We start from the raw sequence: 22,402 nt of genomic DNA on the forward strand, positions 1-22,402 counted from the left end.
TCAACCGTGCCGGTGCGTGGGCACGGTGATCACAGGGCATTGCGCCCTGTGCAGGAGGCCGTGCACCACGGAACCGAGTCGCATGCCGCTGTAACCGCCATGTCCGCGCCGCCCCACGACAACCGCCTGTGCCTCCGCCGAAGCCGTGGCAAGCTTCTCCACCGGGTGTCCCCGCAGCACTTCCTGAGTGACCTCCACATCCGGATACGTCTCTCCCCACCCCGCAACGGTTTCGGACAGCACCCGGCGCAGTTCCTCGACGGCGGCGGCCTCGTCACCGAGGTGGACGATCGGCCGGTGCCACACCGCCACGGCATGGACAGAGGCTCCTCGCACACTCGCTTCCTCCGCTGCGAAGGCAACGGCTGCACGTGACGTGTCGCTGCCGTCGACACCCACGACGAGGTGAGGGCTGCCGCTCCGGCCCGTGGGTTCGGGCCGTGCGACCACGACGACCGGACAGTCCGCCCGGGCGCTCACAGGTACGGCCACGGAGCTCGCGCTGATGATTTCCTCGGGGCGGCTCAGACGCCGGGATCCGACGACCACCATCCGCGCCTGGGCCGCCGCCCGGCAGAGGACCGCGGCGGGCACGCCGTCGAGCAGTTCCGTTCCCACAGGGACCTCCGGGCGCATACCCGTCACCACTCCGGCCGCCGCGGCGAGAGCTCCTTCGCCCTGTGCCTTCAGAGCTCTGTAGTGCGGGAGCGTGTCGACGTGATGGGTGTCGCGCGTGGGCGGTATCGCTACGACGAGGCGCAGGGGGATCCTCCTGCGGGCAGCCTCCTCGACCGCCCAGCTGAGCGCCGGGACCGATTGCTCCCGGGGGTCGACGCCGACGAGTATGCCGTTGCGTACGGCGGGAATCGTCATGGCACTTCCTCGACCGGTACGACCTCCACAGGACAGTGGGCATGGTGAATGAGCGCGTGTGCCACTCGGCCGACTCCGGATCCCGGACCCCTGGTCCGGCGTCGGCCTCCTACCACCAGCAGGTCTGTTCCCCGACTGGCCTCGACCAGGACACCTGAGGAGGACCTTCCGGACCGGACGTCCGTATGGACGGTGAGGCTGGGAAACTCGTCGCGGAGCGCTTCCCCGAGGCCCACGACGAGCTCTACGCGCCGCTGGGCGAGTTCGTCCACGTCGTCGAGCATGGTCACGACACTGCCGACGGAGTCCAGTACCTTCCACACGCTCACGAGGCGCAGTTCCGCCTTGCGCAGAAGTGTCTCCTGCGCGGCGTGGCGGAGCCAGCGCAGATCGGTCTCCGCGCGCACCGCCGCGGTGACCGTCCCGCTCTCCGGCCGGTCGAGGTCGCCCCGGACCACGATGACAGGAACCTCGCTGCGCGTCGCCACACCCAGCCCGACGGAACCGAGCAGGAGTGCCGAGAAGCCGCCGCGGCCGCGGTTTCCCACCACGACGCACCCGCCCGGGTCGGCGTATCCGAGCAGGGCGTCCACGGGCTCCCGTCGGCTGAGTTTCCGGGTGACTCCCAGCTCTGGAAAGCGCTCCTGCACCACTTCGGCGGCGTCGGCCAGCAGAGCACGACCGGCTTCTCGATAGCGCTCCACAGTCTCGACGGACAGGGCGATGGACAGTCGGTCCAGGTCGGCGCCGTAGACGAGGCACAGCTCGCTGTCGCGCCGGTTCGCCTCGGCCGCCGCCCACAACGCTGCCGACCTGGATTCGGAAGAACCGTCCACCCCCACCACGACCGTGCCGGCTTCCGCAGTGCCGGTTTCGCCGTTGCGCATGATTCCTCCTCGGGCAGGAAACTCGGCTTCCTGATTCAAAACTGTCAGCGCGGAACCTGGCGGACGAGGGCCGCGAGGGTCCGCCAAAGGGCCGAAGGTCCCTGGCGGAGACCCGTGTCCCTGTGGCTCGCGCGGGGCCGGTCGGCCCTATCAGACCTCGGGCGCCGAGTCCCATCCTGGAAACACCGCACGCGGCCCCTTCGGAACCCGGTGACGAGAGCGGCGAGCCCCATGTCCGACATCACCACGACCGATCTCTACGAAGTGACGATGGCCCTGTCCTACTCGAAGAAGGGATGGACAGGTCCGCGACTTTCAGTCTCTTCGTCCGGGGTCTGCCGAGCCGGCGGGGTTTCCTGGTGAGCGCGGGACTGGAGTCGGCTCTCGATCACCTGGCCGGCTTCCGCGTCACTTCGGACGACGTCCAGGACTTCGCGGACGCTCTGGGCAGACCACCTGCGGAGCTGAGGCCCCTTCTCGGCCTGGCTTTCGACGGCGAGGTCCGGGCCGTCCCGGAGGGCCGCGTCGTGTTCGCCGGGGAACCGCTGCTGGAAGTGACCGCGCCACTGCCGCAGGCCCAGATGGTGGAGACCTACCTCCTCAACCAGGTCAGCCACCAGACGGCGCTCGCCTCGAAGGCGGCACGGTGCGTGCTCGCCTCAGCCGGACACCCCGTCGTGGATTTCTCCCTGCGGCGCACTCATGGGCCGCAGGCAGGGTTCCAGGCGGCGCGCGTGGGCAGCCTGGTGGGGTTCGCCGGCACCAGCAATGTCGCCGCCGCGACACGCCTGAATCTCACCGCTTCGGGGACCATGGCCCATTCGTACATCGAGGTGTTTCCGGGCGAGGAGGACGCGTTCAGGGCCTTCGCACGCACGCACCACGGCCCGGTCGCCTTCCTGGTCGACACCTACGACACGGTCTCGGGCGTGACGACCGCTGCCCGGGTGCTGCGGGAGCTGGGCAGGCCGGGCTGCGCGGTCCGGCTCGACAGCGGGGACCTGGGAGAGCTCGCCGGACGGGCGCGCGCGATCCTTGACGAGGCCGGACTGCCGGACGTCAGGATCATCGCCAGCGGCGGCCTGGACGAGCACGCCATCGACGCTCTCGTGAAGGGCAAGGCGCCTATCGACGTGTACGCGGTCGGTACACGCGTGGGTACGTCGGCCGACGCACCCTACGTGGATTCGGCCTACAAACTCGTCGAATACGACGGCCGTCCCACCATGAAGCTCTCCTCGGGAAAAGTGACCGCTCCCGGGCGCAAGCAGGTCTTCCGAGCCCCCCTGACCACCGACGTGATCGCGCTGTGGGACGAGGCTCCGCCCACCGGGGCCGATCCTCTCCTTCGCACAGTGATGCGCGAAGGATCCCGGCTCGGCCCCCGGGACGATCTCGCCGCAGCGCACGAGCGGTTCGTCGACGACGTCGCCGCGCTGCCCGCATCCGCTCGTCGCATCCGCGATCCCGAGCCACTCGAACCGACCGTCTCGCGCCGCCTCGCAGCACTGACCGGAACCGTTCGCCGAGATCTCGAAGCGCGGCTCCTGGGCGGGCCGGGCCACGGAGGAACGTGGAAACGTCAGGCCGATCCCACCTGACCGTGCGAAGGAGTTGACTCCCATGACGACACCTCACGCCGTCTATCGTCCTGTACGGGTCGAGGCGACCCCGGAGGCGCCGCTGTCACAGTGGCTGTGGCTCGTGAAGTGGCTTCTCGTGATCCCGCACTGTGTGGTGCTGTTCTTCCTTTGGACAGCGTTCTTCCTGGTGGGCGTGGTGGCGTTCTTCGCGATTCTGTTCACCGAGCGGTATCCACGGGCGTTGTTCGACTTCAATCTCGGGGTTCTGCGCTGGACGTGGCGGGTCTCGTACTACGCCTACGGCGCCCTCGGAACGGACCGGTACCCGCCCTTCAGCCTGGGCGAGGTACCCGATTACCCAGCCCGGCTGGACATCGTCTTTCCTCAGCGCCTGTCGCGAGGACTTGTCCTGGTCAAGTGGTGGCTTCTCGCCCTCCCCCACTACGTCGTGACCGGCTTTTTCATGGGGAGCTTCCAGAGCGTCTGGTGGTCGGGAGGGCTGATCTTCGTGCTCGTCGTCATCGCCGCCGTCGCCCTCACCTTCACCGGCACGTACCCCCGCGATCTCTACGACCTGGTCATGGGGCTCAACCGATGGGTGCTCCGGGTCTGCGCGTACGCGAGTCTGATGACGGACGACTATCCACCGTTCCGGCTGGACATGGGCGCGGCCGAGCCGGACGGCGGGCACCAGCCATGACGTCGGCCTCACCTCGCAGGGGCCGTTCGGGCCCGATCCGGGCCCCTCGGCCCCTCCCGCCGCGTGCCGACGTGCGAGGACTCTGAGGACAACCCCTTCCCCGACGGCCCCGTCCGAGGAGTGATCCACATGAGCGGATTCGTCACTGTGGGCCTGGACGGCTCCCCCGAAAGCCTTGCCGCGACCGAGTGGGCCGCACGTGAGGCGGAATTGCGTGGGCTCCCTCTGCGGATCGTCTACGTGCGCGAATGGCCGGTCACGCCCGAGATACCCCTGACGTACTCCGAAACGGACGTCCAGCGGGCTGACTCCCTGCTCCGGAGCGCAGCGGACAAGACCGGGCAGGATCACCCCGGTGTACCGGTGAGCACCGACAGTCTTCCCGGCCGGGCGGCCGAGGTGCTCGCCGCCGAAGCCGGCGCAACGGCGACTGCCGAGTTGCTGGTTCTCGGTTCCCGAGGACTCGGCGGGGTCAGGGGCTTTCTCCTCGGATCCGTCGGGATGACAGTCCTGGGCTCGGCGCGGCGGCCGGTCGTCCTCGTGCGAGCGGCTGCGGGGCGCGCGCGGGCACCGGATGCTACGACGGCAGGACGCAACGGCGACCTGCTGCTGGGGCTCGACCTCTCCCGGCCCAGCGACGACCTCCTCCGTTTCGCCTTCGACGAAGCCGCCTGCCGTGGCTGCACACTCCGCGTGCTGCATGCCTGGTCGCTGCCGGCCTCCTACGGGCGCGCGGAGATCATCGACCCGGACATCGGCCTGGAACTGGGCAACCACGTCGCCCGGAGCCTCAAGGACACGCTGTCGCCCTGGCGTGAGAAGTACCCGTCGACGCGGGTGTCCGAAAAGGCGGTGGTCGGTGCGCCAGGCCCACAACTCGTGTACGCATCCGCCGACGCGGGCCTCGTGGTCGTCGGGCGTCATGTCGGGCGGGCTCCGGTCGGTCTGCACATCGGCCATGTCGCACATGCGGTGATCCATCACTCCGCCGCTCCCGTCGCCGTTGTTTCCCACGGGTGACCGTCCCGGACACCTCGTAAGCGCACGGAGGTTCTCGTGACCGCTCAGACAGTGGATCCGGCCGTGGTCTCGGCGTTCGTCGCGGATGCCGTCGCCGCCCCGTCCATGCACAACATCCAGCCTTGGCGGTTCCAGTACATGCCGAGCACAGGCATCCTGCGCCTGCTCATGGATCCGGCCCGCGTTCTGCCCGCGGCCGATCCGCGCGACTGGGGTCTGCATCTCGGCTGCGGCGCCGCCCTGTTCAATCTTCGCGTCGGCGCGGTACACGCCGGGTGGCAGGCACGGTTCTCCCTGCTGCCCGACGCCGCCGATCCCGAACTGCTCGCGGAGGTCGCTTTCGTACGGCCGCCCACGGCCGACGAGGATCTGGAAGGTCTGTACGCGGCGATACGAAGGCGGCACACGAACAGGAATCCGTTCACCGACGTGGCCGTCCCACCCGAAGTGCGCGACGGACTCAAGGGCGCCGCCGTGGCCGAGGGCGCCCGCCTGGCCTTCCTGAGTCCCTGGCAGGTGGAAACCGTCCTCGACCTGGTACGGGATGCCGAGCACGAGGAAGCCACGGCTCAGGACGTGCGCGAGGACATCGCCCGCTGGACCCGGGCAGGCTCCGGCCGCACGACAGCGGAGGGTATTCCGGAGTACGCCTTCGGTCCCCGCCGTTACGGGGACCAGGGCCTGGCGCGTGACTTCGCGGGCGAGCGGCAGGTGGAGGGACGAGAGACGGCCGTCTTCGAGAAATCGCCCTGCCTGGCCGTGCTGGGCACCCAACGCGACGGCCGAGTCGACTGGCTGCATGCCGGCCAGGCCCTGGAGCGTGTCCTGCTCCAGGCCACCCTCGACGGACTGGCGACGTCCCTCAGCTCCCACGCGCTCGAATGGCCGGAGCTGCGCTGGGCGGTGCGCGACCCGCGCTCTGCCATGGGATACGCCCAGATGCTCCTGCGCCTCGGGTACGGCCCCGTTGTTCCGGCGACCCCGCGCAGAGCGGTGAGCGATGTTCTCGACATCATCTGACCGGCATCCGCCGGGCCCGCGGGAATTGTGGTGGCCACCGCGTCCGAGAGGGCACCCGATGGTCCGTGAGGCAGCTCCGCGCGTGCAGTCCGGCGACGAGATCCTCCTGCCGTCGACGCCGCCGCAGAATCCAGGCGGCCTTCCGGTGAGGCGGGCCTCAGCGAGAAGGCCCGCTCCCGCAGCACTCAAGCCGGCGCGTCACGTACGAAGATCCGCCGGCCGGTGACGCGGCTCGCCCGCACGGAAATCCAGAGGTGTCGCTCTCCGCCCGCCCATGGCTCGGTGTGTGCACGTTGCGTGAGCTCGCGCCGGATCGCGGGGTCTGTCACCTCCCTCGCACTGCCGACGACCAGAACGCTCCATCCCCGGCTGAACGCTTCGTCGATGCGGTCCACCTCGAAGGCCACCTCGTGGTCCCGGGCCCGGGCCGGAAGCGCGTCGTCCGCCGTTCTGAAAGCCACGTTCCCGTCGTTCACCACGTAGTTGACCGGCACGATCGCCGGGCCCTCATCGGTGGCCATTGCCACCCGTCCTACGCCGTGCGTGGACAGCAGAGCCCAGCACTCCTCACTGTCGAGTTCCAGCAGCTCCGGGTGGTAGGCGGCCCGGCCCGTACCGGGCGGCAGGTCCACCGTCGTCCCGGACAGTTCCTCGAGGGAGGTCCCCAATGCGTGGGCCAGCCGTAGCAGGAAGCCGATACCCGGCGTGGCCGACTGTTCCTCGACGTACGAGATGTATCCGGGCGCCGTTCCGGCCCGGTGTGCGACTTCATCCCTGGAGAGTCCGAGCTGTCTCCGGCGCGCCGCCACCCTCCGGCCCAAGTCCCCGGGCACGTGCTCCGGGCCTGCAGGACCCGCTGGCGGTTGTTCGGACATCGTGACGTCCCTCCTCGTTCCGCGTTCCACTCGTGCCCGGCGGTCAGTCGTTACAGCGGCCGATTCCCTATCCCTTTTCATACCCCGACATGAGGCTCCCGGCGACACGCGCGGGGCCGTGGAGCGAGGACGCGTCAGGTGGCGGACCTCGCCCGTGAAAGGCGTACCCCTGAGAGTGGACGGGGAGGGCGTGAGATCACTCGGTCTCGCCGTCGGCCACGGACGACGCTCCCGGGCCGGTGAGCGCGCAGCGGACGTCCACCACGCCCTCCACGGCGCGGGCAAGCCGCTCCGCGACCGGGATGAGGGAACTGTCGCGGACCCGGCCGCTGAGCGTGACGCGCCCTTCCTCCACCTCCACGTCGATGCCCGCGTGTGACACAGGGAAAAGCCGGTCGACGACCTCCTGACGGACCTCGGAGGCGAGTTCCTCGTCGGGCCGCAGGAACACCTTGAGCAGGTCCGCGCGGCTCACGATGCCCTTGAGGACTCCCGTCCCGTCAACCACCGGAAGACGCTTCACCTGGTGCCGCACCATGAGGCGAGCGGCCTCGGGCAGCAGGGCGTCGGGGTGAACGGTAACGGCCGGACTCGTCATGAGGTCCCGGGCACTGACCGCCCCGGCCTTGGCGTATTCGGCGAGGCGCCTCTTCTGGTCAATCATGGTGGGCTCCGTGTCCCGGAGCTCCTCCTTGGCCAGCAGATCCGCCTCGGACACCACACCCACCACCCTCCCCTCACCTTCCAGCACAGGAAGCGCGGTGACCCGCCACTGCCCCATGGTCGCGACGATCTCCTTGAACTGTGCGTCCAGACCTACGGCGACCACCACGGTCGTCATCACGTCCGCCACCGTGTGCGGCGATCGATGAGTCATGGCTTGACGTCCCTTCTCGGGTGCACCGGGGGTGAACGCGGGGCCGCACCACCAGCTTGTCCACCCGTCAGACGGCTTGCGGTACCACTGCGACCGGGCAGGCAGCACGGTGTGCCCTACGCGTCCCAGCTGCGTACCCGTCTGTCCGCTGTGCCGACGAGCGCCGACCACGAGCAGGTCCGAAGCCGCCGAGCGTGCGGGCAGCACCTTGCGCGCCGGTACCTCGGCCGCGGCGCGCCGGACGCGTACCTCCGGATATGACTGCTCGTGGGGCGTCAGCACCTCATACAGCAAGATCGCCACCCCCCTCCTCGCCGTAGCGGGCGAGCACGCGCCCCTCCCAGCGGTCGTATCGCTTCCGCACAGACGCGTGTACCAGGCGCAACGGCAGGCCATGGCGCTGCGCCTGGTCCGCCGCCCAGTCCGCCGCGCGCAAACTGGGTTCGGAACCGTCGACACCGGCGACCAGGGGTGGCTCCATGGCCCTTCCCGCCTCTCGTCATGCCGGCCGGGCGGGCAGTGCCACGACATCGTGCGGAGGACCGCCCAGCACGACCTTCAGGGCGCCGGTCTCGGCGGCCCGGGAGAACACGTCGTACGCCTCCTCTATCTGGTGCAGCTCGAAGCGGTGGGTGACCAACTGGGCCGATGGCAGCCGCCCCGCCGCCATCATGCGCAGCAGAAGCGGCGTCGAGTACGTGTCGACGAGCCCCGTCGTGATGGTCACGTCCTTGATCCACAGGTCTTCGAGGTGCAGGGAGGCCGGCTTGCCGTGGACGCCGACGTTGGAGACGCGCCCCCCGGGGCGCACCATGCGGGTACACAGTTCGAAGGCTTCGGGTACGCCGACCGCTTCGATCACGACGTCCGCGCCGAGCCCTTCGGTGAGATCCCCGACCAGCTCTTCCGGCAGTTCGTCCGCTCCGACGGTGGCGTCGGCACCGATGGCGCGCGCGGCTGCCAGCCGGGGCTCGGCGAGATCGACGGCAATGATCTTGCCTGGTGTGTAGAGCTGTGCGGCGGCGACGGCGGCCAGACCGATCGGCCCCACCCCCACCACCACGACCGTGTCTCCGGGCTCCACCCGCCCGTTGAGGACGCCGACCTCGTAACCGGTAGGAAGAATGTCGGCCAGCAGGACGGCGTCGGCGCTGTCGACGGAGTTGGGCAACGGGTGCACCGAGAAGTCCGCGAAGGGCACTCGTGCGAATTCCGCCTGCGTCCCGTCGATGAGGTGGCCCAGAACCCAGCCGCCGCCTCCACGGCACTGCCCGTAGCGGTTCTCGCGGCAGAACCGGCAGCGTCCGCACGCCGAGATGCAGGAGACGAGGACCCGGTCGCCCGGGCGCACCGTGCGTACCTCACTCCCGGTTTCCACGATCTCGCCCACAGCCTCGTGGCCCAGCACCGTTCCCGGCGCCACTTCCGGCACATCACCCTTGATGATGTGCAGATCCGTCCCGCAGATGGTCGTGGTGTCGACGCGCACGACCGCGTCGGCGGCATCCTTGATCCCCGGTTCCGGAACACTCTGCCAAGAGGTCTTCCCCGGGCCTTGGAATACGAGAGCCTTCATGACGTCGTCTCCTTCTCCCACGTATCTGCCTCACCTCCAGCGTGGCGCGGAGAAGGAGTGGACGCTTGGGCCGATCGGTACCCCTGGAGGACCTGACGGCCCAGCCCCTCGCCGCCCGGCGCGGGCTCTTCCCAGGTCCCCCGGCCCCCTGACGCACCTGGCATCCGCACGACGGACGTGCTCCGGGCTACGACTCGCGGGTCGTTGGCGCTGCCCAGACGACTCGGCTGCCGCCCTCCCGTGGCGTCTGGATGTCCAGGGTCCCGCCCAGGCTCCGCGCACGCTCGGCAAGGTTCCTCAGCCCGCTGCGCCGGCCCTCGCGGGGAATGCCCACACCGTTGTCCACGACGCTGAGGACGACTGCCTTGCCGGTTGCCTGCAGCGCCACCTCCACCCGCGTCGCGTGCGCATGCCGGGCGACGTTGCTGAGTGCCTCCTGGAGCGCCGCGATCACATGGTCGGCCACGTGCGGTGGCACGTCCGTGTCCAGCAGTCCTTCCATGCTCAGGCGCGGGGCGTATCCCAAGATGACCGCCGCTTCGCCGACGGCACGGGCCGTCCGCGCACGCAGACTGGAGCCCTCTTCGCCAGCGTGGTCACGCAGCCCGAAGATCGTCGAACGGATGATCTTGATGGTTTCGTCAAGGTCACCGACAGCTCGCGTGACACGCTCCACCGCCGGCGGGTTCTCGATGAGCCGTGCCGCGCTCTGGAGCGTCATGCCCGTCGCGAACAATCGCTGGATCGCCAGGTCGTGCAGATCCCGGGCGATACGGTCCCGGTCCGCCACCAAGGTCAGCTGTTCCGCGTCGCGCCGTCGCTCGGCGAGTTCCAGCGCGAGCGTGGCCTGCCCCGCGAAACTGAGCAGCGGCTGGAGCTCGGCATCCATGAACACCGGTTCCTCGGTGGAACGTGCCAGCAGCAGGACGCCTCGCACCTGTTCCGTCGCCGCGGTTCCCAGCGATACGGCCACCGCCGGCCCCAGCCCTTCGAACCGCCGTGAGTGCGCGCTGAAGCGGCCGTCATGCTCGATGTTCTCCGAGGTCACCGGCACGCCGACTCGGTATGCCGCTCCCGAAAGCGTCCCTGCGGCCGGCATGACCATGCCCAGACGCTCGTGACTGCCCGCACCGACGGCAAGTTCCACGACGAGGTCGTTCGTACCCGGGACCAGCACGGACACCTCCGCGAGCCGGGCCCCGGTGATCTCCCGTGCCCGCCGTGCGATCAGTTCCAGTACGTCAGCCCTGGGGTTCCCGGCGAGCAGGCTCTTGGTGATCTCACCGCCTGCCTCCAGCCATCGCCGCTGGCGCTGGGAATCCTCGTACAGCCGGGCGTTGTCGATAGCCACCCCGGCAGCTACCGAGAGGGTGGACAGCACCACCTCGTCCTCGGGCCCGAACTCCTGCCCGCCGCGCTTGTCGGTCAGATAGAGGTTACCGAAGACCTCGTCCCGCACACGGATCGGCACACCCAGGAAAGTACACATCGGAGGGTGATGAGCGGGAAATCCGTACGAGGCGGCATGCTCACTCAAGTCGGTGAGCCGTAGCGGTTCGGGGTTGCGGATGAGTTCCCCGAGCAGTCCGTGCCCCGCCGGCAGATGGCCGATCCGGGCAGTCTCCTCGTGGGTCATGCCGACGGTCAGGAACTGCGACAGGCTGCGTCCGTCGGGGCCGATCACACCCAGTGCCCCGTACCGCGCGTCGACCAGCTGCGCGGCGGCTTCCACGATCCTCCGCAGCACCTGCCCGAGGTCCAGTTCCCGGCCTACGGAGAGAACGGCCTCCAGCAGACTGTGCACCCGGTCCCGGGTGCCGCGCGCCGTGTTGATCCGGGCCTGGAACTCCTCCAGCAGGTCGTCCAGACGCATATGCGAAACTCCTGGCAACGGCTCGTCCACGCCCACCGGCCACTCCTCGCGTCGGCACCGGCCCGCGAACCCCCAGGATATCGGCACGCCAGAAGGTCCCGCCATGTCATCGCCACGGCCACGGCCGCGCCGGGTCGGTCGGAGGAGCGAGCGACACGACGGTCGAATATCGCCACTTTCCTCGCCGGATGGCACGGACGTCGACTTCGACGTGCACCACCTCGTGGCCGGCGCGCCGACCGGACGCAGACCCCCGGCACCTTCTTGACGCCGCTCGCCATTCGAGGCCGATCTCGCCCGGCTTCCGGAGACGGCCCGGCACATCCGGAAACCCGCGGCCCCTGCCCCCATCGTGTCCATCCCGTCCACCCGTCCGAGGGGGCGGGGGGGCGCCGCCACCGGGCTGAGATCGCTGCTTCGGCGCGGGAGCCCGCCGTCGCTCGGGGAAGGATGCCGGAATGACGTGGCTTCCGACGCTCGTGGGCGCTGTGCTGGTCCTGTTCATCCTCAGGGACGTGTTCCACACGCTCTGGCACCCGACCCGGCACGGAGGGCTGAGCAGACTGGTGATGATGTCCATGTGGCGACTGTCCGCCCGGTTCGGCGCCAGGTGGCGGCCGGCCGGTCTCGCGGGCCCGCTGGGCATGGTGATCGTCTTCGCCGCGTGGGCGCTGACCGTGGCCCTGGGATGGGCGCTCATCTACTGGCCCCACATGCCGGAGAGCTTCTCGTACGCGACGGGGCTGGTCCCCTCCGAACACGCAGGGCCGGTGGATGCGCTCTACATCTCCCTGGTCACCCTGGCCACGCTCGGTCTGGGAGACATCGCACCGACCTCGGGATGGCTGCGCGTGCTCGCCCCCATGGAAGCCCTGGCGGGCTTCGTCCTGCTGTCGGCCATCGTCGCCTGGATCCTCGGCGTCTATCCGGCCCTCGCCCGCCGCAGGGCGCTGGCCCTGCGGCTGTCACACGTCCGCCGCAGCCGGGCCACCTCTCAGGCCCTCGACTCCGGCGGGGGCGCCGCGCTCCTGGACAGCCTCGCCTCGGCGCTCTCGATCATCACGGTCGACTTCATGCAGTACGCCGAGTCCTACTACTTCTACGACGGTGACGAACACACCTCCCTGTCCGAGCAGCTCGGCTACGTCGCCGGCCTGGCCGAGCATGCCGCCGACGCGAATCACCCGGATGTCCGGTTCTCCGCGTCGGTGCTGCGCACAGCGCTGGATGACCTGTCCGCCGTGCTGGACGACCGCTTTCTGCGCACGGGAGCAGCCCCGGGTGACATCTTCGCGGCCTACGCCGCCGACCACGGTCGCCCCCCGGACAGCGAAGGCGGACGGTGATGGCGCCGCCTCGCACGCCGGAGCTCGTCCGTGCCCCACACGAGGACCGGGAAGGTCGCGACGAGCACGACCACGTCCAGGGGGAGGGCAGTCGTGCCGAAGAGGTCCTGAAGCGGGGGCGCGTAGACGAGGGCGGCCGTGAACGTCAGCTCGAAGGCGATACCGACAAGCAGCAGCGGGTTGGTGAACAGCCCGATGTCACGCAGCGCCGCGTGGTCGGTGCGGGCCGCGAAGGCGGTGCCGACCTGGCAGGTGACGATGCCGGCGAAGGTGGCCGTGGTGGCGGTCACATACGCGTGGTGCAGGGGACTGCCGGCTCCGGTGGGGTCGCCCGGCTGCCAACCCGCGCGCCACAGCACGTAGAAGAAGCCCGCCATGACGAGCGCCGCCGACACCAGGCCCAGGTAGCCCCAGCTGCGGACGAGCATGTCGCGGGAGATCACGCCTTGGCGCCGCGGCCTGGGAGGCGCTCCATGATGCCCGGTTCGGAGCGTTCGCGCCCGAGCGCGAGCGCCGGCAGGGTCTCCGTTCCGAGGTCGATGGCGAGGATCTGCAGCACAGTGAGCGGGAGCGGGACTGTGCCCGCGGACAGCGCGAAGACGAGGAAGGGCACGATCTCCGGGGTCGCATGCGCAAAGATGTAGACGATGAACTTGCGTACGTTGTCGTAGACGCGGCGCCCGGACTCGATCGCTGTCACGATGGTCGCGAAATTATCGTCCGTCAGCACCATGGTGGCCGCTTCGCGGGCCACGTCGGTGCCCGAACGTCCCATGGCCACGCCGATGTGGGCGCGGTGCAGCGCAGGGGCGTCGTTGACACCGTCCCCGGTCATGGCGACGATCCGGCCGTCCGCCCGAAGCGTGTCGGCCACCTTGAGCTTCGTCTCGGGTGAGGACCGGGCGAAGACGATCTCGGCGTCGCCGTCCACGAGGAGCCGGTCCAGCTCATCGTCGCCCAGTGACTCGGATGCCGGGACCATGTGCAGTCGGGGCACTCCGATGCCGACCTCCCGGGCAACAGCCGCTGCGGTGGCACCGTTGTCACCCGTTACGACGTGCACCCGCACCCCTGCCTCGTGGCACCGGCGCACCGCGGCCGCCACCTCGGGGCGCGGCGGGTCGTACAGGCCTACGAGGCCGAGCAGCGTCAGACCCGTCTCGACATCCTGGCGGCGCGACGGGGCGTCCACGCCGCGTGGCAGGTCGCGTACGGCGACGGCCAGCACCCGCATGCCGCGCTTGGCCAGCTCATCCGCCGCACTCGGGGCCGCGTCCGCTCCGGGTCCGGGGAGGACGCGGGTCAGAACCGCCTCGGGTGCTCCCTTGACGATGATCCGCGCGCGCCCGCCCGTCTCGTCGTCCTGCACCACCGACATGAGCCGCAGCCGAGGATCGAAGCGAAACAGCGCTCGTCGCCCGGAGTCACGCCCGCCGATGTCGACCGGCGCCCCCCACTCGGTGGCCCCGGCGACGAGGGCCACCTCGGTGGGATCGCCGTGCAGCACACCGTCGGCCTCACGGGTGACCGTCGTACAGAAGGCGCTCACCCGCACCAACTCCTGGGACCAGGGGCCGGGTTCCGCACCGCGAGCGACCGTCCAGACGGCATGCAGGCTCATCCGGTTGTTCGTCAGCGTGCCAGTCTTGTCCGTGCAGATGACACTCGTGGAACCGAGGGTCTCCACGGCGCTCAGCCGCTTGACCAAAGCTCCCCGGCGGGCCAGCGAGCGGACGCCGACGGCGAGCGCCAGCGTGATGGTGGGCAGCAGCCCTTCGGGGACGTTGGCGACGAGCAGTCCGATGGCGAACATCAGGGAGTCCGTGACCGGCAGCCCGACCACCACACCGATGACGAGGAACAGGACCCCCATGCCGACGGCGACGCCGGCAATGAGCCACGCGACCCGCTTGACCTGCTGCTCAAGAGGGCTGGCCTCGCGTCGGGTCCGCTGGCTCAGGGCGGCGATCCGCCCGAGTTCCGTGTGGTTCCCGGTGGCGAAAACGATGGCCCGCGCCTGCCCCTCCACACAAGTCGTCCCGCTGAAGACGAGATTCGGCTCCTCAAGCAGCGGGGCTCCCAGGAGACCCGCTGCGGCCACCCGCTCAGCCGGGGCGGACTCCCCCGTGAGCATCGACAGATCGACCTCGACCCCGCCCTCGGTGACACGCGCGTCGGCGGGGACCTTGTCGCCCTCCTCCAGAACGATCACGTCGCCCGGTACGAGGTCTCGGGCCTCCACGGTGACGGGCCGCCCATCGCGCACGGCAAGGGTGTGCTCGGGCAGGTAGCGCGCGAGGGTCTCCACCGCTCGCTCGGCCTGCCGCTCCTGGAGCAGTGCGAAGGCCGCGTTGACGGCGATCACCGCCAGGATCGCCCAGCCGAGCACTCCGAGGTCCGCGACAAAGGCAAGCGCGGCGGCGGCCCAGAGCAACAGGGCGAGGGGATGAACCAGCTGCGCGAGCAGGTCCCCCGCCAAGGATGTGCGGACCTTGCGTCGCACCTCGTTCGGGCCGTGGACAGCGAGCCGCCGGGCGGCCTCACGTGCCGACAGTCCGTCGGGTCCTGTGCCCAGTTCGCGGCGCAGCCTGGGCAACGGCTCGCTGGGGTCGAAGGACGGTTCCTCGGCGGGTGCGGTGGCCCGTTCCCCGTCGGGGCGGCTCCTGGCATGGTCAGCCATCGCCTGCCCCTGAACCGCCGCCCCTGCGGAGCCGACCTGACCAGACGGGCTCCACCTGTTCCCACTCGCGTTCCCAGGCCGCCAGGCTGCGGGCTTGGGTTCGCCGTCCCGCGAGGGCAAGAACCGCGACTCCCGAAGCCCCCACGACACCCGCCGCCGCGGCCCCTCCGGCGAACGCGCGCTCGCCGACGCTGCCCGGTACCCGGGCAGGGCTGCCGGCGCCGTCGACCCAGATCGTCATCACGCGGCCTTCGGGCGTCCGGGGAGGAACCTGAATGGTCCCGGACCGCCGAACGCCGTCTGGGTATTCCCACACCGCGGGCGCGAGGAAGCGCGGCTGCGCGCCGTGCCGGGCGGCTCCCGACGGATCCTCTGCCCGCTCGGTGGTGGTCGCCCTCACCTGGTGGCGGTGGTCGGTCAGCTCCCGGTCGGCCTCGGTTCCTGCCTTCCATGGCAGCCCGGCTGCCACGGCGCCGCAGATCAGAGCGATCGTCGTGACGAAGATCAGGGCGGTGCGTCCGAAGTCTTCTCTCGTGGGCAGGAAGGTCCGACCGCCCGAAGGCTCGTGGTGGAGCATGCCGTACCTCCGGGAGGGATGACCGTCGGCGTCAGGGCGCCCTTCAGCCAGGGCATCGTTCAGTGGGTGGCACCCAGTTCGGTTCCGATGTGATGGGCCCACTTCCGGATCATTTCCGGATTGCGGAAGTCTCCCCCCTTGCCTCGGCTCACCATGGCCCGAGCTACCGGGTCCGAGGTCTCGGCAGTCACGGCGCCGCCGAAGGTTATGTGCTCACGCGCTCCGAGCTTCTTCATCCGCCGGGCGACTCCGCGTACGGGCGGTATCTCGTGCTGCTCCGCGGAACTGTCGACAGGACCGCTGCTGAAAAGCCAGAGGGGCCGGTGCCTGAGCTGTTCGGCGTTGCGCCGGGCGCACCGTCGGGCCTTGCCGTTCCAGTGCCCGGCGTAGAGGGCCCCACCGAGGACGACTGCGTCGTAGCCACTGACGTCGGTGACGGTGTCCGCCGGGCGTACGACGGCGTCGAAGCCGTCGTCGCGGAGGGTCCTGCCGATCTCGTCGGCGATTCCGGCGGTCGCGCCGCTCTTGCTTCCGTAGGCGACCAGGACACGTGGGGAGCTCATGACGCAGTTCCCTCATCCGTGGAGTCCGGGCGCTTGACGGTGATGGTCCTCTCGGTAGTGGTCTCCTCGTCGGGCATAGGAATCCGGATGGTGAGGATGCCGTCCGAGTAGGAGGCGTCGACGCCTTCGGCCGGAATGGTCGCGGGAAGGCGTACGGTCCTGCGGAACGAGCCGTAGCGGAACTCCGAGTGCTCCTTGTCCTCCTTGGTCTCCCGGTGCTGCGCGCTGACGGTGATGAAGTTGTCGTCGACGGTGACGCTGATGTCGTCGGCCGGCTCCATTCCCGGCAGTTCGGCGCGCAGCACGTACACGCCGTCCCCGCTGGTCATCTCGATCGGGATGGAATGGGCGGCCGTGGCGGGACGCCACCCGGGCAGCCCGGGGAACTCCCTGCTGAACCAGTCGTTGAAGTCGGGGAAGTGGCTGTGCCTGTGTTGCGCCTTGCCTCCGGTCATTTTCTGCTCCTGGTGTGCGGGTCCGTTGACGGTCACCGTGGGCCCCGTGCCAGTACGGGAGGACAGCCGGGCGCCATGCACAGGTAGAACCGCGCCGCCCCGTGGGGCCGCGGGAACCCGTCTGGTCCGCGGAACTCCACCATGGTCACCGTCTTGGGCTGAGGACTACTGAGCCGGGTCCGGCTCCGTAACCCACTCTTGCTCCCTGGCCCTGTCCTGGCGCAGTGCCCAACGGGGTGGTCCAGGAGAGCCGGATGGGCCCCACCGAGAAGGACCGACCGGCCCATGACCATGTCTCCGCGGATACTCCCTGGTCACGGGGCCATGTCGCGGCGGCGGAGCAGAAGGCGGGCCGCCAGGAGGCCGGCCGCGCTCACGCCCGACAGGAACCGCGAGACGGCACCAGAGGACGTTGCCCCGGGCGAGGGCGTCGTCTGGCGTGTTGACACTCGAACGGGCTGAGGCAGCACAGTTTCGCCGCGGGCTCCCGGGCGAGGGCGACGAAGTCGACGCCGACTTCCACCGAGCGTCACGCGGAACCACCGGGCACTGGCCTCGCGCAGGCGCCGCGAACCGCTCGACGGCCGACATTTCGGTTCCCCCGCCGGTGACCGGGTCGGCTCCACGGTCAGAGGAAGAACTCGTTGACCCGGATGGTGTGGACCGGGCGGCAGGAAAGCGCTTCCATCCTCTCTAGTGAACGCTGCAGGGTCCTGGACCGCCTGGGCAGCACGTCTCCCGTGCCCTCCCGCCGCCCGTGTCGCGCCGGGGGCTCGGCTTCCCGGGCGGCACGGCGTCGCTTCTTCTGGCTCATGGTCGCTCCCCGTCTCGTCCGGCCCCGCTCTCCAGGGCCGCTTCCGCTTTCGCCACGTGCTGTTTCACGGCCGCGAAGCTGTCCGGCGCCACAGAGATCGAGTCGAGGCCCGCCTGGACGAGGATCGCGGTGAACCCAGGGTCGTCGCTGGGTCTCTGTCCGCACAGACCGACGGGACGGCCGGCCGAATGGGCGCGGGCCGTGAGGAGCTGGATGCTGCTGACGACGGCCGGGTCCCGCTCGTCGAAGACGTGGGCGAGGGCCTCGGAGTCCCGGTCGACCCCCAGGGTGAGCTGGGTCAGGTCGTTGCTCCCGATGGAGAACCCGTCGAAACGCTCCGCGAAGTCCTGGGCGAGGATGATGTTGGCCGGTATCTCCGCCATGACGTAGACACGCAGGGCGTTCGCACCGCGTACGAGTCCTTCCTCGGCCATCACCGCGAGCACCTGGTCCGCCTCGCCGAGCGTCCGGCAGAAAGGGATCATGACGACGACGTTCGTCAGCCCCATCCCCTCACGGACCAGGCGCAGGGCACGGCATTCGAGGGCGAACCCCTCTCGGTAGCCCTCGCTGTAGTAGCGGCTCGCACCGCGCCAGCCGATCATCGGGTTGGCCTCGACCGGCTCGAAGGGACGGCCGCCCAGAAGTTTGGCGTACTCGTTGGTCTTGAAGTCGCTGGTCCGTACGACGACGGGGGCGGGCCAGCGGGAAGCGGCGATCCGGGCGACCCCGTGGGCCAGACGGTCGACGAAGTACTGTCCGCGGTCCAGGTAGCCGTCGGTGAGCCGGTCGATCAGATGCCGGTCGCGTGGTTCGAGCGGCTCCGGGTGAAGCAACGCCATCGGGTGGACCTTCACCTGGTGGGCAACGATGAACTCAAGACGCGCGAGGCCGACTCCGTCGGCGGGGAGCCGCCACCAGCGGAACGCGGCCGACGGGTCGGCCAGGTTCAGCATCACCCGGGTGTGCGTGGTGGGAAGCTCCGCGAGATCGGTCAGGGTCTCTTCGTAGGCGAGCAGCCCGTCATGAACGCGTCCGCGCTCACCCTCGGCACACGAGACGGTCACCCGCTTGCCCTCCTGCAGCACCTGGGTGCCGGTGCCGGTGCCGACGACGGCGGGAACGCCGAGTTCGCGGCTGACGATGGCGGCATGCGAGGTGCGTCCGCCATGGTCGGTCACAATCGCCGATGCCCGCTTCATCACCGGCTCCCAGTCGGGGTCGGTGACTCGGGTGACGAGAACCCCACCCTGGGGGAAGCGGTCGAGGTCCACAGGGGCGTCGAGGGCGACGACGGGACCCTGGCCGATCGCTTCGCCGACAGCGATGCCCTCCACGAGCGGTTCGGTGGGCGCGGCGGTCAATCGGCAGCGGCGCAGCGTCGTGGACCGCCGGCGGGACTGCACGGTCTCAGGGCGCGCCTGGACGATCCAGAGTTCACCGGTGCGGCCGTCCTTGGCCCATTCGAGGTCCATCGGGCAGCCGTAGTGTTCCTCGACAGCGGCCGCCCACGCAGCAAGCTCGCGGATCTCCGCGTCGGCGAGGACCCGTCGGTTCCGCTCGGCTTCGAGCGTGTCGACCGTGCGCGTCAGCCCGGTGCCCGCGTACACGGTCTTCAGCCGCTTGGTGCCGACCCGTACATCGATGACAGGGTTGAGGGAGGGGTCATTCATGCTGGGCTTGAACACCGTGTACTCGTCGGGATCGACCTGTCCGCTGACGACGGTCTCGCCCAGGCCCCAAGCGGCACTGACCACGATCACCTCGGGGTAGCCGCTCTCCGGGTCCAGGGTGAAGGCGACCCCGGCGCCTGCGAGGTCGGAACGGACCATGAGCTGGACGCCGACGGAGAGGGCGACGGCGAGGTGGTCGAAGCCCATCCGCTCCCGGTAGTCGATTGCCCGGTCGGTGAACAGGGACGCGTAACAGCGCAGGCATGCCTCAAGAAGACCCGCGGATCCACGTACGTTCAGATAGGTCTCCTGCTGTCCTGCGAAGCTCGCCTCGGGCAGGTCCTCGGCCGTCGCGCTGCTGCGCACGGCGACCTCGGGCGCCTCCCTGCCACTCTCCTCGGCAAGCCGCTCGTACGCGGCGAGGACAGCGTCTCCCAGAGACGGGGCAGCGGCTGCGCGAGGAAGAGCGAGCGGATGGCCGCTCCGACCTCATCGAGCGGGGCCCCTGCGCGCAGGCGGCCGATCTGCTCCTCGATGGCGGCGCGCAGTCCGCGGACCGCGAGGAGTTCCTCGTAAGCGCCGGCGGTGGTGGCGAAGCCGGGCGGTACACGTACGCCCGCGGCACCGAGATGGTTGGTCATCTCTCCCAGCGAGGCGTTCTTGCCTCCCACCCGGCCGACATCTTTCCTGCCAAGCTCGGTGAAAGGTACGACTTTCGGCATCGGTCCCATGGCATCCTCCGCGTCTCTCAGGCGCCTTCAGTACGGGAGCGCTCTGCCGGACGGGGTGCGCAGATCGATAGGGGCCGGCCTGCGGGGCCGGCGGGGCCTGGGGCTGATCCGGATGCGCTGCATGGTGCTCACCTCTGCACGGAGCCGGTGGACGGATACGAAGCCGTCCTCTCGCCTCACTGTCCCGCGTGGGCCCGACCGCACCGCAGTGCCGAGCGGGTCACAGCGCCAGGGCCGGTCGGTCCGTACGGGAAGGGGACCAGTCGGCCCCTGCCAGGTCGCCGACCCGCCGCTCGCGCTCCAGAGTCCCGCTCCGGTCACCGTCGTCCCGCTCGTGCGGTCGTCCTGCTGACGGCTCGGTACGTGAGCCGACGCCGCCGGCCCGAGCCGACGCGGCGGAGCGACTCGGCAGATCGCCGGGAGGGTTCCCAAGAGGCTGAGGCGCTGTTCAGCCCGCTCGCCTTCGCAGTGCACTCCGCTCACGGCTCTCGCCGGACTTCCGCACCGGGCGCTCCGCGTACGAGGATCCGCCGCCCGGTCACGCGCCGTGGTGAGAGGTCCATGACAGTGTCGCGCCTGCCTCCTGGCCAGGGCTTCGAGTACGCCGCGTTCCTGAGACGCCCGGCAGCGACCTGGTCCGAGACTGTGCGGACGACGCCGACGAAAAGCACGCTCCATCCCTGGCTGAATGCCTCGTCCAGATGGTCCTCCTCGAACGCGATCTCCGTGCCTGACATCCCGGCGAGCGGCGAATCCCCGGCGGTCATGAAGAGGATCTCCTCCCCGACGACCTGGTAGTTCACAGGGAAGACCGCGGGCCCGTCGTCGGTGGTGACGGCGACCCTGCCGACGCCGTGATCGCCGAGCAGCGCCCAGCACTCCCGCTCGTCGAGCTCGTCCATCCGCGCGTGGTATCCGGCCCGGATCCGTCCGACAGGAAGGTCGGCGGTGTGCCCGGTGAGCTCCTGAACGGTCGTCTCCAGGGCATTCGCGAGCCGGAGCAAGATCTCGATTCCGGGGGCGGAACGCTGCTCCTCCAAGTACGCGATGTAGCCGGGCGCGGATCCGGCGCGTACAGCCACCTCCTCACGGGACAGCCCGAGTCGCCTGCGCCGGGCGGCGATACGACGGCCGATGTCGCCGGTGGGGCGCTTCGCAGCGGCCGTGTTCATCATCCGTCTCCCTCCGTGGACACACGGTGGTACTGAGGGACGACAGCTACCGGGCACGAAGCATGGTGCAGGGCGCGATGCGCGACCCTCCCCAGCTCCATGCCGACGATGCCGTCCCTTCGCCGCGCCCCGACCACCAGCAGGTCGGCGGCGGCGGAACGCTCCACAAGCACCTTGTGGGCCGGCCCTTCGAGGACGCTCCTGCGCAGGGCAACCTGGGGATGGTCGCGGGCCACCGCGTCCAGAGCCCTGTCCAGCGCTTCGGACGCCGCCCCCTCGAAGTGCGGCGCCGCGTCACCACTGGTGAGAAGCGGGTGATCCACGGGCGAAGCGGTCGGTCGTCGCCAGGTGCGGACGACATCGAGCTCCGCGTTCCTCGCTTCCGCCTCGCGGAAGGCGAAGCGCACAGCGAGGCTGTCGACGTCGTGGTCACCGATGCCCAGCAACACCCGCTCGTGGCGTGCTTCCAGAGCCTGCCGGTCACCACGGACGACGACGACAGGGCAGCGGGACCGGGCGGCGACGACGAGGCCGACAGATCCCAGCAGAAGGTCGGCGAACTCTCCCCGGCCCCGGGAGCCGACGACCAGGGCCACGGCCTCGTGCCCCTCCCGCAGCAGCGCACTCGACGCGTCCTCGGCGAGGACCGCGGTCGTGACGGTGAGGCCGGGCGCACGACGCCTGGCGCGCTCCGCCGCCACGCCGACAACGTTCTCGGCGAACACCTGCCCCGAGGGCCGGTCCACGGTCCAGGTCGGCACGGTCCCTTCGTACCGCTCCCACAGCGAGGCGTGGACCATGCGCAGCGGAAGGCCATGCCGTACCGCTTCGTCGACGGACCAGTCCACCGCCGTGAGGCTGGCGTCTGAACCGTCCACTCCTACCACCAACGGGGTCTCCATGATCCCACCGCCCTTCGGGTGTGAGGTGGCCTGCTCCCACGCTCGCATCCAACCGGGGAGCACGGGTAGGGCCGGTCGGTACCGCCGGGGTACCCGGTCCGGCCGGACGGCTCACGCCGCTCGGGCGCACACACCGTTCGGTCCGCGTTCTGCTACGTGGTCGCCGTCGGAACGAAGCACCGCCAAGTCCTCGGCGCCCTGCGTC

The 22,402-nt window shown here is 69.9% G+C and carries 17 protein-coding genes and 2 pseudogenes; 5 read left to right on the plus strand and 14 right to left on the minus strand.

Going from position 1 to position 22,402, the window contains the following annotated elements; all coding sequences use genetic code 11:
* Entirely contained in the window at positions 1-873 is an 873-nt protein-coding gene (locus tag AB0C82_RS24100) for a universal stress protein (protein WP_362845538.1), read from the minus strand.
* Positions 870-1,760 carry a universal stress protein gene (locus AB0C82_RS24105; protein WP_362845540.1) on the minus strand — a complete coding sequence of 297 codons (891 nt, stop codon included), beginning with the start codon at positions 1,758-1,760 and terminating at the stop codon, positions 870-872. The genes AB0C82_RS24100 and AB0C82_RS24105 overlap by 4 nt, the downstream gene beginning before the upstream one ends.
* Positions 1,761-2,056: 296 nt before the next feature.
* On the opposite strand from AB0C82_RS24105, the gene AB0C82_RS24110 reads away from it, so the two are divergent.
* From AB0C82_RS24110 to AB0C82_RS24125, 4 genes are all read left to right on the plus strand, one after another.
* Complete coding sequence (locus AB0C82_RS24110) at positions 2,057-3,361, plus strand: nicotinate phosphoribosyltransferase (RefSeq protein ID WP_362845542.1); 1,305 nt, start codon at positions 2,057-2,059, stop codon at positions 3,359-3,361.
* A 22-nt stretch (positions 3,362-3,383) separates the two neighbouring features.
* Complete coding sequence (locus AB0C82_RS24115) at positions 3,384-4,043, plus strand: DUF4389 domain-containing protein (protein WP_362845544.1); 660 nt, start codon at positions 3,384-3,386, stop codon at positions 4,041-4,043.
* A 129-nt stretch (positions 4,044-4,172) separates the two neighbouring features.
* Positions 4,173-5,063, plus strand: coding sequence for a universal stress protein (locus tag AB0C82_RS24120; protein ID WP_362845546.1), 891 nt, complete (start codon positions 4,173-4,175; stop codon positions 5,061-5,063).
* 36 nt (positions 5,064-5,099) lie between these two features.
* Entirely contained in the window at positions 5,100-6,083 is a 984-nt protein-coding gene (locus tag AB0C82_RS24125) for a nitroreductase (RefSeq protein ID WP_362845548.1), read from the plus strand.
* 185 nt (positions 6,084-6,268) lie between these two features.
* On the opposite strand, the gene AB0C82_RS24130 is transcribed toward AB0C82_RS24125, so the two are convergent.
* The 5 genes from AB0C82_RS24130 to AB0C82_RS24150 form a co-directional block, all read right to left on the minus strand.
* The gene (locus tag AB0C82_RS24130) at positions 6,269-6,916 is read right to left on the minus strand and encodes a pyridoxamine 5'-phosphate oxidase family protein (protein ID WP_362845549.1); all 648 of its coding nucleotides are present in this window, start codon (positions 6,914-6,916) and stop codon (positions 6,269-6,271) included.
* A 238-nt stretch (positions 6,917-7,154) separates the two neighbouring features.
* The gene (locus tag AB0C82_RS24135) at positions 7,155-7,835 is read right to left on the minus strand and encodes a CBS domain-containing protein (RefSeq protein WP_362845551.1); all 681 of its coding nucleotides are present in this window, start codon (positions 7,833-7,835) and stop codon (positions 7,155-7,157) included.
* A gap of 283 nt (positions 7,836-8,118) precedes the next feature.
* Positions 8,119-8,316 (minus strand): universal stress protein, encoded by a 198-nt coding sequence (locus tag AB0C82_RS24140; RefSeq protein WP_362845553.1) that lies wholly within the window; start codon positions 8,314-8,316, stop codon positions 8,119-8,121.
* 18 nt (positions 8,317-8,334) lie between these two features.
* Positions 8,335-9,411: an alcohol dehydrogenase catalytic domain-containing protein gene (locus tag AB0C82_RS24145; RefSeq protein WP_362845555.1), complete on the minus strand. Its 1,077-nt coding sequence runs from the start codon at positions 9,409-9,411 to the stop codon at positions 8,335-8,337.
* A gap of 187 nt (positions 9,412-9,598) precedes the next feature.
* Positions 9,599-11,284, minus strand: coding sequence for a GAF domain-containing protein (locus tag AB0C82_RS24150; protein WP_362845557.1), 1,686 nt, complete (start codon positions 11,282-11,284; stop codon positions 9,599-9,601).
* 458 nt (positions 11,285-11,742) lie between these two features.
* On the opposite strand from AB0C82_RS24150, the gene AB0C82_RS24155 reads away from it, so the two are divergent.
* Positions 11,743-12,630 (plus strand): potassium channel family protein, encoded by an 888-nt coding sequence (locus AB0C82_RS24155; protein WP_362845559.1) that lies wholly within the window; start codon positions 11,743-11,745, stop codon positions 12,628-12,630.
* On the opposite strand, the pseudogene AB0C82_RS24160 reads toward AB0C82_RS24155, so the two are convergent.
* The 7 genes and pseudogenes from AB0C82_RS24160 to AB0C82_RS24190 all read right to left on the minus strand — a co-directional run bounded on the left by AB0C82_RS24160 (position 12,582) and on the right by AB0C82_RS24190 (position 22,197).
* Positions 12,582-15,310: pseudogene (locus tag AB0C82_RS24160) on the minus strand (cation-transporting P-type ATPase). The gene AB0C82_RS24155 and the pseudogene AB0C82_RS24160 sit on opposite strands and share 49 nt — an antisense overlap.
* Positions 15,303-15,887: a hypothetical protein gene (locus AB0C82_RS24165; protein ID WP_362845561.1), complete on the minus strand. Its 585-nt coding sequence runs from the start codon at positions 15,885-15,887 to the stop codon at positions 15,303-15,305. The pseudogene AB0C82_RS24160 and the gene AB0C82_RS24165 overlap by 8 nt, the downstream one beginning before the upstream one ends.
* Positions 15,888-15,946: 59 nt before the next feature.
* Positions 15,947-16,450 carry a flavodoxin domain-containing protein gene (locus AB0C82_RS24170; RefSeq protein WP_362845563.1) on the minus strand — a complete coding sequence of 168 codons (504 nt, stop codon included), beginning with the start codon at positions 16,448-16,450 and terminating at the stop codon, positions 15,947-15,949.
* The gene (locus tag AB0C82_RS24175; RefSeq protein WP_362845565.1) at positions 16,447-16,905 is read right to left on the minus strand and encodes an Hsp20/alpha crystallin family protein; all 459 of its coding nucleotides are present in this window, start codon (positions 16,903-16,905) and stop codon (positions 16,447-16,449) included. Before AB0C82_RS24175 ends, AB0C82_RS24170 begins: the two co-directional genes overlap by 4 nt.
* 810 nt (positions 16,906-17,715) lie before the next feature.
* Positions 17,716-20,123, minus strand: a pseudogene (ppsA, locus tag AB0C82_RS24180) (phosphoenolpyruvate synthase).
* A 479-nt stretch (positions 20,124-20,602) separates the two neighbouring features.
* Complete coding sequence (locus AB0C82_RS24185) at positions 20,603-21,295, minus strand: pyridoxamine 5'-phosphate oxidase family protein (protein WP_362845567.1); 693 nt, start codon at positions 21,293-21,295, stop codon at positions 20,603-20,605.
* Positions 21,295-22,197, minus strand: coding sequence for a universal stress protein (locus tag AB0C82_RS24190; RefSeq protein WP_362845569.1), 903 nt, complete (start codon positions 22,195-22,197; stop codon positions 21,295-21,297). The genes AB0C82_RS24185 and AB0C82_RS24190 overlap by 1 nt, the downstream gene beginning before the upstream one ends.
* Positions 22,198-22,402: the final 205 nt, after the last annotated feature.

It is taken from the genome of Streptomyces sp. NPDC048560, from assembly GCF_040650955.1.
Classification (GTDB): domain Bacteria; phylum Actinomycetota; class Actinomycetes; order Streptomycetales; family Streptomycetaceae; genus Streptomyces.